Origin of the sequence: Aureivirga sp. CE67, assembly GCF_015767245.1 — a bacterium.
Classification (GTDB): Bacteria; Bacteroidota; Bacteroidia; order Flavobacteriales; family Flavobacteriaceae; genus Aureivirga.
On the sequence record NZ_JADOTV010000010.1, the window covers coordinates 38,204 to 53,871 of the forward strand.

The window sequence follows — 15,668 nt, forward strand, 5'->3', positions numbered from 1 at the left end:
AATGTCATTTAAAGATCATCCGAGTTATGATTTTTTAGATTCAAAGGACGCTATTTCAAAAGTAGTGTCCTTTGATGCTTTAGTAACAGATGCTTCGGATAAAGGAATCATAAGTGATTTGCCTTCTAGCGACAAAGAAACATATGATTTTAAAAAACAAAGATTGCGAATTCAAACTTTTGCATCACGTCTTTATTTGTTGGGTTATTTAAAAGAAAAAATCGTATTTAAGGGAAAAGAATCTATTTCAGATGAAATTATAGAAACAGTTAAAAATGCTGTGCATAAATTTCAGATAGAAGCTGGTTTGAAACAAGATAATTGGGTAGGAGAGAAGACTTGGAATGCTTTGGACGAAATTGTGAGTTTTGAATCAGAAATGAATGAAGATTTTTGGTTTGACGGTGAAGAAATTCGTGAAAATCGAAAATATGCTTTACATCGAGCAATACAACTTCGTCTTTGGGCTTTGGGAATGCATGATCATAAACCAAAATTAAATTTTGAATTATTAAAGGAATCCGATTTAGAATCTTTTGTATCTGTACAATTGGTGCTTCATTTTAGAATAAATGCACATGAATTAAATAAACGAACAGTTAGCTATATTTTTGATCAAGATTTTTTGACACATAAAATAGCAAGCAGAAGAGGAGAAGAAAACGAACAATCTTTTCAGTTCAAAGATTATGATGAGGTACATAAGAATAGAGCTCGAAAATTTATTATAAATACTTTGAAAGTTGAATTATGGCTTTTAGGTTTTGAAGTTGATATTGATGGAGCTTATGATTTTGAATATAAAAGAGGATCTAAATTGTTTAAAGCTTTAAAAAGTTTCTACATAAAATTTCAAGATAAAAAGAAAAATAGAGCACGAAAATTAGCTAAAAGAATTATACCAAATGTTTTTACAGAAATTGATGCTATTAATCAAAATCAAGTAGGATTTGATGAAGATGATTTTTGTGATGATGTTGTTGAAGAAATGAATTCTTCAGAGAAAATAAACACGATGTGGGATTCTATCAAAGAAAAAGGAACGCGACTTTGGGATGGAGTGAAAAGGTTTTGGCGAGCAATTAAGAAAATTGGTAAGAAAATAGTCCGTTTTTTTATCGATAATATCTACAAAGGATTTCTTAGATTTGCCACAAGAACTTATCATTATCTTAAAAATGGCTTCAGAGCAATAGTAAATTCTATTTCAAATTATGTAAAAGGAGAAATAAAATTTGAAAATTGTACTTATTTTTTTCGCAAAGATATGGATGCTCAAATTGTGATTTCAAACAATATTGAAAACGAACAAGTAAATTATATTGTAGGAGCTTTTCAATACCAATCGAAAGCCTTTAATGTTGGTTGTAAGTTGGTTAGTTTTTTGATTGATGTGATTAAAAAACTTGCTACAGGATTTCTCGGTTGGGCGAAATTTCTATTTTCGATGGTGAGAAGCTATAAAGATGTGAAGCAAATTGTGAAAGATTTTCACTTTTTGGCTGTGAATCCAATATAATTAAATGCTAAAAGACTTTCGAGAATCAAAAAAAGTTTTATCTTTGCACGCTGAATTATTAAACAACAAATAATTATTAATTATGAATCATTACGAAACTGTTTTCATTTTGAATCCCGTTTTATCTGAAACTCAGATAAAGGAAACAGTAAAGAAGTTTGAAGACTATCTTGTTTCTAAAGGTGCCGAAATGATCTACAAAGAAGATTGGGGATTAAAGAAATTAGCTTACCCAATCCAAAAGAAAAAAAGCGGATTTTATCATTTATTTGAATACAAAGTATCTGGAGAAGCTATTTCTTCATTTGAATTAGAATTCAGAAGAGATGATACAGTGATGCGTTACTTAACTGTAAAGTTAGATAAACATGCTGCTGCTTGGGCTGAGAAGAGAAAAGAAAGAGTAAAATCATCATCTAAAGCATCTAAAAAATAAGAATTATGTCATCAATCGATCAACAAGCAAAAGGAGGTAAACAAGGTGATGTTAGATACCTAACTCCATTAGACATTGACACAAAACAACAAAAGAAATATTGTCGTTTTAAGAAAAATGGAATCAAATATGTTGACTATAAAGATCCAGATTTCTTATTATACTTAGTAAACGAGCAAGGTAAAATTTTACCAAGACGTTTAACTGGTACTTCTTTAAAATTTCAACGTAAAGTGGCTGTAGCTATCAAAAGAGCTCGTCATTTAGCATTAATGCCATATGTTGGTGATTTATTAAAATAAAAATTTACAGTAAATTATGGAACTTATATTAAGACAAGACGTTGAGAATCTAGGATTTAAAGACGACATAGTATCTGTGAAAAATGGTTACGGACGTAACTTTCTAATTCCTCAAGGAATTGCTACTTTAGCAACTCCATCTGCTAAAAAAGTATTAGCTGAAAACTTAAAGCAAAGAGCTTTTAGAGAAGCTAAATTAGTAGAAGATGCTACAAAATTAGCTGAAGCATTAAAAGGATTAGAGATCAAAATGGCTGCTAAAACTGGAGATGGAACTAAATTATTTGGTTCAATCAACAATGCAGATCTTGCTGAAGCTATCGCTAAAGCTGGTCACGAAGTAGAGAAGAAATTTATCAAGATTCCTGGTAACACTATCAAGAGATTAGGTAAATATTCTGCTGCAATCAGATTACACAGAGAAGTTATCGTTGATTTTTCTTTCGAAATTATCGCTGAATAATTTTTCACAAATTATATAGAAAAAGCCTACTCTTTAATCCGAGTAGGCTTTTTTATTTTTAATTGAAATTTTTGTAAAATGAAATATAGACAACTTACAAAAGAGCAATTTGAATCTCTTCATGAAGAATTTTCTCGTTTTTTAGCAACACAACAAATTGATGTTAAAGAATGGAATAAAATAAAGGAAGAAAAACCGGAAGTTGCTGAAGATGAAATGAATATTTTTAGTGATTTGGTTTGGGAAAAAGTTTTGACAGAGACAAAATATTTAGATCATTATTCAAAACATAGTTTGAATTTATTTAAATGTGAAGAGGAGCAAATTCATAGAATTTTGATAAAAGTTTCAGAATCAATTGATTTAACTTCAAAAGAAGGATTTCAATGGTTAATAGATAATTCAAAGGATGCTTCTGTAGAATATTTTAAAGCAACTAAAAAATACAATAAAGAAAGAAACGAAGAGATTTTTTCAATGGTAGAACAAGGTTGTGATATTACGAAAGGAGATTATTTTGAGAAGTTTAGTTCTTTAATTTCAGAAAAATAGTAAGATGGTAGATTTAGATTATTTAAAATATTTAGAACAGTTTGTAACTCCAGAAAGACAAGCTTTATTTGATAAAGTTTTAAAAGACAGAACACGTCATTTTACAGTTGTTTTAGAGGATTTATATCAAAAACATAATACAAGTGCAGTAGTTCGTAGTTGTGATATTTTTGGTGTACAAGATGTTCATATTATTGAAAAAAAATACAACAGTCAAGTTTCTAGACATGTTGCAAAAGGAGCACAAAAATGGTTAGATTTCCATCAATACAATTCTTTTGATGAGGATAATACAGGAATTTGTATTGAATCTTTAAGAGAAAAAGGATATCAGATTATTGCAACAACTCCACATAATGATTCTTGTTTTTTACCTAAATTTGATATTACTAAGAAATCTGCTTTTGTTTTTGGAGTAGAAAAAGAAGGAGTTTCAGAAAGAATGATGGAAGAAGCAGACGGATATTTAAAAATTCCAATGCATGGATTTACAGAAAGTTTTAATATTTCTGTTGCTGCTGCGGTAATTTTAAATGACGTAACTGGAAGAATGAGAGCTTCGGAAGATTTAGATTGGAAACTTTCAGAAGAAGAGCGATTGGAGAAAAAACTAGAATGGATGGAAAAATCTATTAAAAGTATTGATCAGATCAAAGAACATTACTACAATAATAAATAAACGGAAAAGGAATTAGTCTTTTCCGTTTTTTTTTGCTTTTGAATTTCCCATCAAAAAATTGTAATTTATAGTAGAAAATTAATCTACTATGTTCGATTTTGTAAACTTTCCCGAATTTTTGACAACTTCTTTACTGTTGATTATCACTCCAGGAGTTGGATTTGTATTTACAGTAACCAAAGGGATTTTAACCAATCGAGTAGAGGCTTTCAAAGTTGGTCTAGGTATTTGTGCTTTACTGCTTTTAGATACGCTTATTAGCGCTGTAGGAGTTTCTTATATCATTAGTTCTTCAAAATTTTTGTCTAATGGTTTGATTTTAGTCGGTGTTGCTTATTTGATTTACTTGAGCGTCCAAACTTTCAAGAATTTAAACAAAGAAATAAAAGAAAAACGTTTTAAAAAATATAATAAATCTTTTATTCAAGGATTTATTATTGCTATTTCAGATCCACAGGCAATTGCTTTTTTTGTGATTGTAATTCCTCATTTTATTGATAAAAATACGGAGCATCATGTTTGGAATGCTTTTTTACTAGGTGTAATTTTTACATTGATATCTTTTGTTTGGCTTTCTATAGTTGCTTATTTGGTAGGTTCTTTAGGGAAAAGTGCCATGAAAAATAAAAAGTTCCATTTTGTTACAAAGCTTATGAGTGGCTTGGTTTATTTAGGATTAGCGCTGCATATTTTTATAACAAATTACAAGACAATATTTTAATGAAAATTCATTGTAAATGTTAAAAAATAAATTTAAAGTGTTAAAAATCAGAAAGTTATATTGTTTTATAAAGATTTTTGTATTATCTTTAAGTAAGAGAGATGGAAATAAAACTATGAAAGTAGTTTTAAGTATGAGGGAAAAATTTCATACACAAGTTATTTTAAGTGGCATGTTGAATTGATCGAATGTTGCGGAGCTTCTTAAAATAACTTTATGATAAAGAAAAATATGATGATTAAATAATGTTTTTTTAGTTTTTGTTAATTGATTTGAAAAGAGACTACATCGCCTGATATAGTCTCTTTTTGCTTTTGAAGTGATTTGAAGCCTGCTTAATATTTAAATAAAATTAAACAGGCACTTTATTTTTCACTTCTATCTAATAAACCAATTAAATATCTTTTCTGTTATCATTAGAGTTTCTATCGATCAATTTATAATAAGGATCTACACCAACTTCTTTTGGTTTTTCATCTACTATAATTGAAACTTTATTATGAATCTCTGTGATTTTATGCTTTTTTAGGTATAGTTCTTTTTCTTTTGTTTTACCATCTTTTTCTTCTTCACCAAAAATTCCAATTTCGATATAATCTGCTAAAGGAGCTGAGTATAAAGGTTTTTTTCTACCTTCTTTTTGATAAGAAAGAGTATCTCCTTCTTGAAGGTTGTAATAAACTTTTCCTTTATCATTATATCTAGATTTTGCAACTTCAAATTCGATATCAACTTTGAATTTTCCATTTTCCAATTCTTCAGTTTCAACAGAAATAATTTTATTTCTATATAAAGTTACTGTTCTAAACATATCATCAATCACATATTTCAAAGAATCTGGAGTCACTTTTTCGATATATGAAACCATTTCTTCAGAAGTTGTATAAGGTGCTGTTTGGAACTTCACTTTTTCTACATATTCTTTTAAAGTATTATTCAGCTTTTCTTCCCCGATATAATCACTTAGTGCATAGAAAACCAAGGAACCTTTTTGATAACGAACATAACCTTGCCCATCATTATACATCAATGGTTTTTCACGTTTAGTTTCAAAAGTTCTTGAAGTTGTGTATTTATCCAAAGCATCTTTTAAGAAAACTTGCATTTTTTGCTTATCATATCCTTTTTCTAAAACTTTTAAAGAAACATATTCTGACAAACTCTCAGAAAGCATCGTAGCTCCTAGAACATCTGCGCCAATAACCTGATGCGCCCACCATTGATGCGCTACTTCATGCGCAGTAATTGCATATGGATAATCTAAAGCTTCATTATCTTCATCATTTACTTCTGCAATAAATCCTACAGATTCTGAATAAGGAATTGTGTTTGGAAAAGATTGTGCAAAAGATCCTTCAGTTAACGGGAATTCTATAATTCTAGCTTGTTTGTGTTGATAAGGGCTAAAGTTTTCAGAGTTATATTTTAAAGATTCTTTAAGTCCTTTCATCATACGATCTAAATTATAATCATGCCCTTTATGATAGTAAATTTCAAGATTAATATCATTCCAGTTTTCTTTAACTACTTCATATCTTGCAGAGTTGAAAGCATAGAAGTTCAATATTTTACTATCCATTTTATATTGGAAATAACGTCTTCCGTCTTTTTCCCACTCTTTTTGTAGGTATCCTGGAGCAATTGCAATTTGATCCATTGAAGTACTCACCGTTGCTTGGAAATCGATCCAATCAGCATCTTTTGCGATATAAGTATTTCCTAATGCCGTAGAATCTGACGGATGAGGTCTTAAATCATTTTTAGGTAATCCATATTTTTCACGGATTCCATCATCTCTTAATTCTTGCCCATCAGGATAACCAATAGAAGGGAAGTGTGTGTTGTGGAAGAAAGTTCCATTTTCTATAATTGGTGAACTAGTTCTTAAAGCTGTATGCTCTTTATTTTCAATTTCAAAAGTGAATTTTAAAGTATCATTTGGTTGCATTGGAGTTTTAAATCTATAAATGTCAAAGTGGAAAACAGTGTCTTCTGAAACCAGATTATTTTCTTTACTGAATTCAAATTTACTTGGGTAATCATTATGATTTAATAGAATAGAATCAATCGGTTTGTCTGTTTTATTCACCAAAGTATATTCTCCAATAGCTTTGAAGTTTCTTTCTTTTGGAAAAATTTGCATATCTACATCAACTGCAACAATTTTTGGTTGAAGGAAGCTACTATATTTTCTATATTTTTTCTCCCATTCAACGCGTTGTAGCTCACGATCTTTTTGTGTATATCTCTTATTTTTAATATTATTTTCATGATAAATTTTAAAACCTAAAGAAAAGAAAGCGATAATTAAAACACCAAAACTAATTGCTGTTTTTGGGTTAAAACGTTTTTTAGCAATTGAAAGCCTTTCTTTAATAGAAAATGTAATTCCTCTTGTCCAAAGTGTTATGCTAAGAATAAAAAGAGCCAAACCTAAAATTGTCCAATATGCTTTGTAAATAAAGAATGGAGAAAGAAATGCACCATATCCGTTCATGTCTGAATATCTATATCCTGGTCCTTGATTGTATTTGAAAATCGATTGTTCAATCCCAATTGCTGAAAGGTAAGGAATTCCAATATATAACACTAAAAGAACGAAGAATCCGATATATGTATTTTTGAATAATGTTTGAATAAAAAACGCTAAGAATGTCCAAATAACAACAGAAGCAAACTGAAGGATATAAATGTCAAAAAGATAATGTCCGATTTCATAATCATAATATCCTCTATAAGTTTGGATAGAAATTCCAGAAATAATCACTACTAAAAATAATAAAGCTTGCATTTTTAACAAAGCAATAAACTTAGAAAGTATCAAGGTCCAGTTTGGAATTGTTGTACAATCTTCGATAACATTTATTCCTGAAGTTCTACTTCTATGAATCAATAACCCTGAATATAAAAATGTAATAATCATCAAGAAAAACGTAAAAATTGTCCCTGGGATTAATAACATTTGCCAAGTTCTAGGATAGGTGTTTGTTCCGAAAATTTCTCCAAAAGTTGTAGAAGAAATAACTAAAAATAATACTCCAACACCAGCAATAATAATAAAAGGCCAGCTTCTAATAATGTATTTTAAATCCATGTTTGAAAACTTCCAACTAGCTTTTAAATTGTATAGGAAAGAATAGTCGAAAGTAACTTTTGGTAATTCAATATTTATAATATTTCCGAAGTTTTGCTTTACAAATCGTTCTCCTTCATTCTTTTTAAAACTGAAAGAAATAGCATTTTGGTGAAATTGGAAGAATTTATAAATAAGCGAGAAAAGAATCGTAGAAACTCCAATCCAAATTAATCGGTTGTAAATTAATATTTCTTGAATAGGAATTGGATTTACATTTCTTTCTGCTAGCGTCCATTTTTTAGTATAATAATATAAAGCTTCTCCTCCAAACGGATTTAATAATGAGCGATATAAAATATCTTTATCTTGGTCGAAAATTATTTCGATAATATCTCCGATAAATAAGAAAAGTATAATTGCAATAAAACCTGCTGCAATGTTTCTTGTAAAAGTTACTACCCCAAAAACAATAGCTCCAATAAAAAGTACATTAGGAATAATAAAAACAAAATAAGCTTTTAAATATGGTACGATATTAAAACTTGTAAGTATTTGTTCGTTAGTTCCAGGAAGTTTAAACCCTAGCATGATTCCTAACATAATTCCTAGAATGATCAAACTAACAACAAAAAGAGAACTTAAGAATTTTCCGAATAAATATTGTGCTTTTGTAAAAGGATACGAAAACAAGATACTGTGCATGTTCGATTTAAAATCACGATATACAGAAGCTCCAATAACAGAAGGTATCAAGAACCAAATAAAGATTGAAATTCCATTGAAAATATCATTAATTCCAACAGGAGAGTTTACGATTCTAGTAGAAACGTTACTACCAGTTAAGGATTCAAAAATTCCTCCACTAATTGCTGCAAATAAAACAGAAATAAGGAAAAATAACCCTAAAAAAACATAGAAAGTAGGGTTTTTGAACCAATATTTTAATTCAAATTTAAATATTTTAAGCATGGTTGGTGAAATATTGGTTATACAATTGTTTTTGCGTTAACTTCGTCTTCTTTTAAATATTTGAAGTAAACATCATCCAGTTGTGGAGTTGCTGCCTTAAAATCTTCAGAAGGTTTTGTTTCTGATAAAACTCGAATATTTAAAGTATTATCTTGGTTGAAATTAGAAGATAAAATATCAAACATAGTTTTGTTTGCGTCCAATTCTTCTCTAGAAATAGTTTTAGTCCAGATTTGTCCTTCCATTTCTTTTGTAGCTTCCATCGGAGTTGTGTGTTTCAATATTCTTCCTCCATTTAGGATTGCCATTTCGTTACAAAGCTCTTTTACATCTTCAACAATATGCGTAGAGAAAATTACTGTTGAATTTGTTCCAACTTCTCTTAAAACATTTAAAAAACGATGTCTTTCAGCCGGATCTAAACCAGCTGTTGGCTCATCTACGATAATTAATCTTGGATTGTTTAAAAGTAATTGTGCTATTCCAAATCTTTGTTTCATACCACCAGAATAACCAGCAACATTTTTATCTTTCATATCATAAAGATTTGTGATTTCTAAGACTTCTTGTACAATTCTTCTTTGCTCTTGTTTTGAAGAAATTCCTTTAAGCGTAGCGAAATAGAAAAGCAAATCTTCAGCACTCATTTTTGGATAAACCCCGAAAGATTGAGGAAGGTAACCTAAAGTCTTTCGAAGCTCCATTTTATTTTCTAAAATATCATTTCCTTCAAAAAAGATTTTCCCAGAGTCAGGATCTTGCAATGTTGCAATGGTTCTCATTAAAGATGATTTTCCTGCACCGTTTGGTCCAAGTAATCCAAACATTCCCGTTCCTATTTCTATAGATACATTATCAATAGCTTTTACACCATTTTTGTACGTTTTTGTCAAATTCTGTATTGATAGCTTCATAATTTATTATTGTTTTTATGATAAGACATAGTTTAGTAGAATTTGTTACATCGCTTTTATTAAAAAATCGAATAAATCTTTTTTAAACAATTTATAATCAATATTTTTGCGCCTTTAAACCTTCAAATATGAAAAATAAAATATTCTTTTTAACTTTAGTTTTTTACTTTTTAACTAAAATTGCTTACTCTCAAATGTATGAATGTACGCTTGTGAGAACCGTAAATGATATTACAGTAGACAAAAAAGTTTTTTATCATGCTTTAAATTCAGAATCAAAAGTTAATTTTCAAGGACTTTCTTATGATTTGAAACTAGAAACTTTACAACAAGATTCTTTTTTAGATTTTTATTTAACTATTGAAAAATTTGGAAAAGATATTATCTATTATACTGAATTTTCACTAGAAGCTACTAAAACTGAGTCGTTTAATTTTGCATTTAAGTCGAATGGATTTAATGGAGAATGTAATTGTGAATTATTCAAAGAAGAAGAGGAATAATAATTGAGTTTTACTACAACTTTCTTAACAAATTTTTTAGATTTTTCAGACTAAGAAAACTCTACATTTGCCAAAAACACAGAGGTAATGAAAACAAAAATGATCATGCTGCTGGTTTTTGGCTTTTTTTTTATTGCTTGTAAAGAGTCAAAACCAAAGGAACTTTCTGCAGATGAAATTGTAAACAAAGCAATTGAGAAGGCTGGGGGAGAGAAATACAACAATTTAGATTTCAGTTTTAAATTTCGAGATAAAGAATATTTCGTTAAAAGAAAAGATGGACTTTTTGAATATTCAAGAGTTCAATTAGATAGTTTGAATCGAAAAATTATCGATAAACTTGACAATAATGGATTGGTTAGAACTATTGATGGAGAAGTTCAAAAGTTGGAAAAAAAGAAGTCTGATGCTTATGCAGAGTCGGTAAATTCGGTTGTTTATTTTGCATTATTACCTCACGGTTTGAATGATAAGGCTGTAAATAAAACTTTACTTGGAGTAACGGAAATAGGTGATAATCAATATTTTAAGATAAAAGTTACTTTTGCAAAAGAAGGTGGTGGAACTGATTATGAAGATGAATATATTTATTATATTGATAATCAGCAATATAAAGTATCTTATTTGTCGTATAACTTTAAGGTGAATGATGGCGGTTCTCGCTTTCGAAAAGCTGTAAATGAGCGTGTTAGTAACGGTATTCGGTTTGTGGACTACTTAAACTATAAACCGAAAATTAAAACCTTAGATATCCAAGATTTTGATCAAAAGTTTCAAAATGGAGAATTAGAATTGGTTTCTAGAATCAAAATGGAGAACATACAATTTTACGAATAGAAAATCTTTATAGTAGATTTTATTTCAAATCAATCATAATTTTTTCTTATGATAAAATCTGAAATGAAATATTCACGAAAAAAAGAACGAACTAATATTTTTTGGTTGGTTCTTTTTTTGTTTTTGAAAATAGGATTTTGAATTTTAAGTTAATCTAAAAATTTACTTTTTGGAGTGATTTAAACTTAGATTTTCTTTTGACTAATGATTATTTATTTTTTACGAAAAAGAAAATTAAAGCTGAAACAGATTGTTAATTCAATGTTTAAAGTGGATTTTAAGCGTTTTAAAGAAGTTTGTGTGTTTTGTTAGATAAAGTTGTGTCAATAAAATAAAAGTTTATTAAAACGAATATTTTAGTTTAAAATACACCGTAATCCATTTTTTCAAGAAAAGAACTTTCATTGGTATCAATTTTCGGGTTGAATAAATTTCGATCTACTGTGTGATAAGCAATATTTTCTTCAGAATAATTGAAATGCATCATTTCGTAGATTTCACTTTTTGATTTATTTTCATCCAACCACATTTTTTCATTTCCTTTTGAAAGTAAAATTGGTTGTCTTTTTTTTGTGTTATGAATTTTAGAAAAAAGAGGAGAAGCTTCTTTTGTCAAAATTGAAAAAGTAACTGTTTTCCCAATAATCGAATAAATTCCTGCAAGGGAAAAACAATTCTGATCTTTTGGAAAAACATAAACAGGATATTTTTTCTTTTCAAATTCATGCGGTTCAAAAAAACCTGTAACCGGAATTATACATCTTCGAGTATAAATAGATTCTTTATACAAAAAATGATCAAAAACTTTTTCGGCTTGTGCATTTAAACCTCCACCAAATTTGATTGCTTCTTTGTAATAATTATCCAAAGAATCTGGATGGATATTTTTAGGAACAATTCCCCAACGACCTGGAAAAAGCACAGAATTTTTCTCTTGAGGAATCAAAAGCATATTCGGATGCGCAAATCCATTGAGATGAAATTGCGGAACATCAAAATACGGACGATTCACTTTTTCAGATAATTTTACCTGAAATCGATTTTCCAATTCTTGCACTTTTTTTGTTTGTGAACTATGAAAACACATATCTAAACTTTTTTCTTAATCTTTCTTTACTTTTTTTGCTTGCACCGAAATTACCTCATGAATATTTGTTGTATATCTTGGAGATAATCTTTCTTGTTTCATTTTCCATTGTTTGTCCAACGATTGCCCTCCGAATTTTACTTTATTATTTCCATAAGAAGTATTCAACCGATCCACAATTTTCATCAAATCTTCGTGTTTTGGATTTTCTTCTGAAAACAAACTAAACTGTTTTTGATCACTTGGTGTTAATCCCATCACAATCACACCAGCTTTTTTGTATTGATAGCCTTTTTGAAAAATTGCTTCCAAACCTTTTGTGGCATATTTTACCAAATCAATACTTGAGTTTGTCGGAAATTCTGTATTTACCACAATGTTTTTTCCATATTGAGGTAAATCTTTTCGAAAACCATTGGTGTGTAAAAAAATCATCAAAAGATTACAATGTGAATTTTGCTTACGAAGTTTTTCTCCACAAGAAACAGCAAAAGTGCTAACCCTTTCTCGAATGTCATCAAAATCAGAAAGCATTCTGTCGAAAGAACGAGTTGTTGCAATCATTTTTTTCGAATTCGGTTCTTCTAAATCTAAAGTTGGTTTTCCCTCCAAATCATGTTTTAATCGAAGCCCAACAACTGTCATATTTCTTCGAACCCATTCATCAGGAAGTTCTGTAAACTGAAGAGCATTGGTAACTTGAATATTTCGTAAACGTTTTGCATGTCTTCTCCCGATTCCCCAAACATCCTCAATAGCCAACCATTTTAAAGCTTTCAATCTCTTTTCTTCCGAATCAATAATATAAATTCCATTTGTTCTTTCTGGAAATTTCTTTGCAATTCGATTTGCAACTTTTGCTAAAGCTTTGGTAGGAGCAATTCCGATACTGATAGGAATTCCAGTTCCTTTCGTAACTCGATATTTCATTTGAGAAGCAATTTTTTTCAAATCAAAAAGTTCAAAACCTTCAAATTTTAAAAAAGCTTCATCGATACTATAGATTTCAATTTCTGGTGTAAATTCGGAAAGGAGATTCATCACGCGACTACTCATGTCTCCATATAAAGCGTAATTGGAAGAAAAAACATGAATATCATTTTTCTCAAAAACAGCTTTGAATTTAAATGCTGGAGCACCCATTGGAATTCCTAATTTTTTAGCTTCATTTGAACGCGCAATTACACAACCATCGTTGTTGGAAAGTACCACAACAGGTTTTTTGTTCAATGCAGGATTGAAAACTCTCTCGCAAGAAGCATAAAAATTATTACAATCGACTAAAGCAAACATCAGAAACTTTTGATTACATTGGTTACAATTCCCCAAATGATAAAGTCGTTGTCTTCGGTAACTTTGATAGGCTCGTAGGCTTCGTTTTCGGCAATCAGCCAAACAATATCTTTTTCGATCTTAATTCTTTTTACAGTAAATTCTCCATCAATAAAACAAACTGCAATTTTGTCGTTTTTTGGTTCCAAGCTTTTATCAATAATCAATAAATCGCCATCATTAATTCCTGCATTAATCATAGAATCTCCGCAAACACGACCATAAAAAGTTGTACTCGGATTTTTAATTAAATGTTTGTTTAAATCAATATTGATGTCTAAAAAATCATCTGCAGGTGAAGGAAATCCAGCACTGATACCAGAATTTACTAAAGGTAAATTTAGTTCGGAAGAAATATCTACATTGTAGAATTCTATTGTTTTGGCATTATATATTTTTCGCAACTTCATCATTTTCTTTCTAACACTCTTAATTGCCTGTTACAAAGGTATTAAAGTTTTAGTTTTTGGCAAAGATGCAAAAAGGAATTGAGATATAAAGTTGATTTTTAGTAAAATGAAGAAATTCGGTTTTTTCTTAAAATATAATTTGAAAAGAATCATCTAACAAGAGAATATCTAGAATTCCTTTATACTTTTTAACTCAAAATTCGTTTCAAGCATGTTCATTACTGGCTTGTAAAAAATTTTAACCATAGCTAAGGCTATGCTGAAAATTTTTTCCTTCTCCATCAATAAACATCAGATGAAACTCCTAGTTTTGATAAAAAAGTTTAAACGAATTCTTTATCTTTTTAAGCTAATAAAATGAAATTTATTGATTTTTTTTACTGAAATAAGATATTTGTTAGTGGAAGTTTTAACAGAAATATGTTTATTTGTGTTGAAATTTAACATTTAAAAGTTATTTGTGCTTGAAAAAATATAACAAACCAAAATCCTTTCAATCGTTTTCAGTATAAGAACAAATAACTAAAACCAATTTTTACTAAATACCTTTTCTAAATTATGAATAAAAAACTACTTTTAGGATTATTATTACTAATTAGTTTTTTTGTAAACGCACAGACAATTGAAGATTTCTATGATGAAGAAGATTACGAAGAAGTTATAAAATTTGAAGAACAAAAAGATTTACTCACCGGACAAGAATTAGCTTTTATAGGATATGCATTTTTTAAACTTGAAATGCATCAAAAAGCAGTAGAATTTTACACACACGCAATTAATAATGGTTTTGAAACAGGAAATGTTTTTTATCTAAGAGGAATCGCTCATAGATATATAAATAATTTCAAAGAATCAGAGGAAGATTTGAGCGAAGCAATGAAAGTAGATTCTTCAAATCAATCTTATGTAGCGCAACTTGGTCAAACTTATTATAAACAAAATAGACTAGAAGAAGCTTATGCTTTATTCTCGATTGCAAGAAAATTGACTTTCGATACAGGTTTGCCATATGTGATGGTTCCAGCAATGCATGAAGAGAATAAAGAATTTGCAATTGCTTTAAAAGAATATCAAATTAGTGCAGAACTGATCGATAAGCAAGATGATAATTATCTTTTTATTTTGGAAAGAATCGGTTATTATGAGTCTCTTCATTATAAAAACTATGAAAAAGCATTGGAAGCTTATGAGAAAATAATTGCTATAAATCCAGAAAATGATTTTGTTTTAAGTAGTATCATGTCTATTCACACCGCTTTGAATAATCATGAAAAAGCAAATGAAATTTTTAAACATTTAAAGCAAAAATATGTTGATGGAACAATTGATGAGCAATTATTATTGATGGGAGCTGTACAAGTAGATCGTTTTTTGTGGGGCGGAGATAAATACGTGACTACTTATAAAAGTTTTAAAGAACCTGAAAAAGAAAAAGATGAGATTTTTAAAACATTTATTTTTTCTTTGAAAGAGAATAAAGTGGTAAAAACGTATAAAACGATGCAAGATGAAGGAGAAAATTCTTTTCATTTATTTTGTTCTATTTGTCCGAAAGAAGGACGCAAAACTTATTCTTGTAGATGGGAAGATAAGGAAATTAAATTTCATGAGTATAAAGAATATTTGATGATGGCATTGAATGATAATTTAGATTGTGACAAGATTGCTAATAAATAGTTTTAAACAAAAATATTAAAAAAGAAAAAGTTGATTTTAGTTTTAGAATCAACTTTTTTTTTATACTTAAATGTTAATTCTAAACGTTATAGAAGGATGGAATTTTTATATTTAGGAATTCTAAAAAATAAATTGTTAAGAAGAATTAAATCGAAAAGTTTATAAAAAGCTTGTGGATTTTTTTAGACAAC

The 15,668-nt window shown here is 29.0% G+C and carries 15 protein-coding genes; 10 read left to right on the top strand and 5 right to left on the bottom strand.

The annotated features are described in order from the left end of the window. The first annotated feature begins 1 nt into the window (after position 1). The 7 genes from I0K12_RS12640 (at position 2) to I0K12_RS12670 (ending at position 4,672) form a co-directional block, all read left to right on the top strand. Positions 2–1,519: a peptidoglycan-binding domain-containing protein gene (locus I0K12_RS12640; protein WP_196888485.1), complete on the top strand. Its 1,518-nt coding sequence runs from the start codon at positions 2–4 to the stop codon at positions 1,517–1,519. 82 nt (positions 1,520–1,601) lie between these two features. After that, positions 1,602–1,955, top strand: coding sequence for a 30S ribosomal protein S6 (rpsF, locus tag I0K12_RS12645; RefSeq protein ID WP_196888486.1), 354 nt, complete (start codon positions 1,602–1,604; stop codon positions 1,953–1,955). 5 nt (positions 1,956–1,960) lie between these two features. Then, positions 1,961–2,257: a 30S ribosomal protein S18 gene (rpsR, locus tag I0K12_RS12650; protein ID WP_196888487.1), complete on the top strand. Its 297-nt coding sequence runs from the start codon at positions 1,961–1,963 to the stop codon at positions 2,255–2,257. Between the two features lie 16 nt (positions 2,258–2,273). After that, entirely contained in the window at positions 2,274–2,720 is a 447-nt protein-coding gene (rplI, locus tag I0K12_RS12655; protein ID WP_196888488.1) for a 50S ribosomal protein L9, read from the top strand. 78 nt (positions 2,721–2,798) lie between these two features. Beyond that, positions 2,799–3,272 (top strand): DUF6495 family protein, encoded by a 474-nt coding sequence (locus tag I0K12_RS12660; RefSeq protein ID WP_196888489.1) that lies wholly within the window; start codon positions 2,799–2,801, stop codon positions 3,270–3,272. Between the two features lie 4 nt (positions 3,273–3,276). Continuing rightward, positions 3,277–3,951 (top strand): TrmH family RNA methyltransferase, encoded by a 675-nt coding sequence (locus I0K12_RS12665; protein ID WP_196888490.1) that lies wholly within the window; start codon positions 3,277–3,279, stop codon positions 3,949–3,951. Between the two features lie 88 nt (positions 3,952–4,039). After that, entirely contained in the window at positions 4,040–4,672 is a 633-nt protein-coding gene (locus I0K12_RS12670; RefSeq protein ID WP_196888491.1) for a LysE family translocator, read from the top strand. Between the two features lie 394 nt (positions 4,673–5,066). Here the strand turns inward: I0K12_RS12670 and I0K12_RS12675 are convergent, their stop codons facing one another. Together I0K12_RS12675 and I0K12_RS12680 are read right to left on the bottom strand one after the other, a co-directional pair. Further along, positions 5,067–8,717 carry an ABC transporter permease/M1 family aminopeptidase gene (locus I0K12_RS12675; protein ID WP_196888492.1) on the bottom strand — a complete coding sequence of 1,217 codons (3,651 nt, stop codon included), beginning with the start codon at positions 8,715–8,717 and terminating at the stop codon, positions 5,067–5,069. Between the two features lie 17 nt (positions 8,718–8,734). Beyond that, complete coding sequence (locus I0K12_RS12680; RefSeq protein ID WP_196888493.1) at positions 8,735–9,631, bottom strand: ABC transporter ATP-binding protein; 897 nt, start codon at positions 9,629–9,631, stop codon at positions 8,735–8,737. Between the two features lie 128 nt (positions 9,632–9,759). Between I0K12_RS12680 and I0K12_RS12685 the strand changes: the two genes are divergently transcribed. Both I0K12_RS12685 and I0K12_RS12690 read left to right on the top strand, forming a co-directional pair. Next, positions 9,760–10,134 carry a hypothetical protein gene (locus tag I0K12_RS12685; protein ID WP_196888494.1) on the top strand — a complete coding sequence of 125 codons (375 nt, stop codon included), beginning with the start codon at positions 9,760–9,762 and terminating at the stop codon, positions 10,132–10,134. An 87-nt stretch (positions 10,135–10,221) separates the two neighbouring features. Continuing rightward, the gene (locus I0K12_RS12690) at positions 10,222–10,971 is read left to right on the top strand and encodes a DUF6503 family protein (RefSeq protein WP_196888495.1); all 750 of its coding nucleotides are present in this window, start codon (positions 10,222–10,224) and stop codon (positions 10,969–10,971) included. A gap of 361 nt (positions 10,972–11,332) precedes the next feature. Here I0K12_RS12690 and I0K12_RS12695 read toward each other — a convergent pair whose 3' ends face one another. Genes I0K12_RS12695 through I0K12_RS12705 form a run of 3 tightly spaced genes read right to left on the bottom strand, consistent with a single transcriptional unit; the run spans position 11,333 to position 13,800 of the window. After that, on the bottom strand, positions 11,333–12,058 hold the full coding sequence (locus I0K12_RS12695; protein ID WP_196888496.1) for an SOS response-associated peptidase: 726 nt from the start codon (positions 12,056–12,058) through the stop codon (positions 11,333–11,335). 15 nt (positions 12,059–12,073) lie between these two features. Continuing rightward, positions 12,074–13,351: a Y-family DNA polymerase gene (locus I0K12_RS12700; RefSeq protein ID WP_196888497.1), complete on the bottom strand. Its 1,278-nt coding sequence runs from the start codon at positions 13,349–13,351 to the stop codon at positions 12,074–12,076. Continuing rightward, entirely contained in the window at positions 13,351–13,800 is a 450-nt protein-coding gene (locus I0K12_RS12705; protein ID WP_196888574.1) for a LexA family protein, read from the bottom strand. Before I0K12_RS12705 ends, I0K12_RS12700 begins: the two co-directional genes overlap by 1 nt. Before the next feature lie 558 nt (positions 13,801–14,358). Here I0K12_RS12705 and I0K12_RS12710 point away from each other — a divergent pair. After that, the gene (locus I0K12_RS12710; protein WP_196888498.1) at positions 14,359–15,477 is read left to right on the top strand and encodes a tetratricopeptide repeat protein; all 1,119 of its coding nucleotides are present in this window, start codon (positions 14,359–14,361) and stop codon (positions 15,475–15,477) included. Positions 15,478–15,668 lie beyond the last annotated feature (191 nt).

What these genes read in the sequence shown, in the direction of transcription:
- rplI (WP_196888488.1), top strand. Translation starts at nt 2,274, where the DNA reads ATGGAACTTATATTAAGACAAGACGTTGAGAATCTAGGATTTAAAGAC.
- I0K12_RS12670 (WP_196888491.1), top strand. Translation starts at nt 4,040, where the DNA reads ATGTTCGATTTTGTAAACTTTCCCGAATTTTTGACAACTTCTTTACTG.
- I0K12_RS12675 (WP_196888492.1), bottom strand. Translation starts at nt 8,717, where the DNA reads ATGCTTAAAATATTTAAATTTGAATTAAAATATTGGTTCAAAAACCCT.
- I0K12_RS12695 (WP_196888496.1), bottom strand. Translation starts at nt 12,058, where the DNA reads ATGTGTTTTCATAGTTCACAAACAAAAAAAGTGCAAGAATTGGAAAAT.
- I0K12_RS12640 (WP_196888485.1), top strand. Translation starts at nt 2, where the DNA reads ATGTCATTTAAAGATCATCCGAGTTATGATTTTTTAGATTCAAAGGAC.
- I0K12_RS12685 (WP_196888494.1), top strand. Translation starts at nt 9,760, where the DNA reads ATGAAAAATAAAATATTCTTTTTAACTTTAGTTTTTTACTTTTTAACT.
- I0K12_RS12700 (WP_196888497.1), bottom strand. Translation starts at nt 13,351, where the DNA reads ATGTTTGCTTTAGTCGATTGTAATAATTTTTATGCTTCTTGCGAGAGA.
- I0K12_RS12705 (WP_196888574.1), bottom strand. Translation starts at nt 13,800, where the DNA reads ATGAAGTTGCGAAAAATATATAATGCCAAAACAATAGAATTCTACAAT.
- rpsF (WP_196888486.1), top strand. Translation starts at nt 1,602, where the DNA reads ATGAATCATTACGAAACTGTTTTCATTTTGAATCCCGTTTTATCTGAA.
- I0K12_RS12690 (WP_196888495.1), top strand. Translation starts at nt 10,222, where the DNA reads ATGAAAACAAAAATGATCATGCTGCTGGTTTTTGGCTTTTTTTTTATT.
- I0K12_RS12660 (WP_196888489.1), top strand. Translation starts at nt 2,799, where the DNA reads ATGAAATATAGACAACTTACAAAAGAGCAATTTGAATCTCTTCATGAA.
- I0K12_RS12680 (WP_196888493.1), bottom strand. Translation starts at nt 9,631, where the DNA reads ATGAAGCTATCAATACAGAATTTGACAAAAACGTACAAAAATGGTGTA.
- I0K12_RS12710 (WP_196888498.1), top strand. Translation starts at nt 14,359, where the DNA reads ATGAATAAAAAACTACTTTTAGGATTATTATTACTAATTAGTTTTTTT.
- I0K12_RS12665 (WP_196888490.1), top strand. Translation starts at nt 3,277, where the DNA reads ATGGTAGATTTAGATTATTTAAAATATTTAGAACAGTTTGTAACTCCA.
- rpsR (WP_196888487.1), top strand. Translation starts at nt 1,961, where the DNA reads ATGTCATCAATCGATCAACAAGCAAAAGGAGGTAAACAAGGTGATGTT.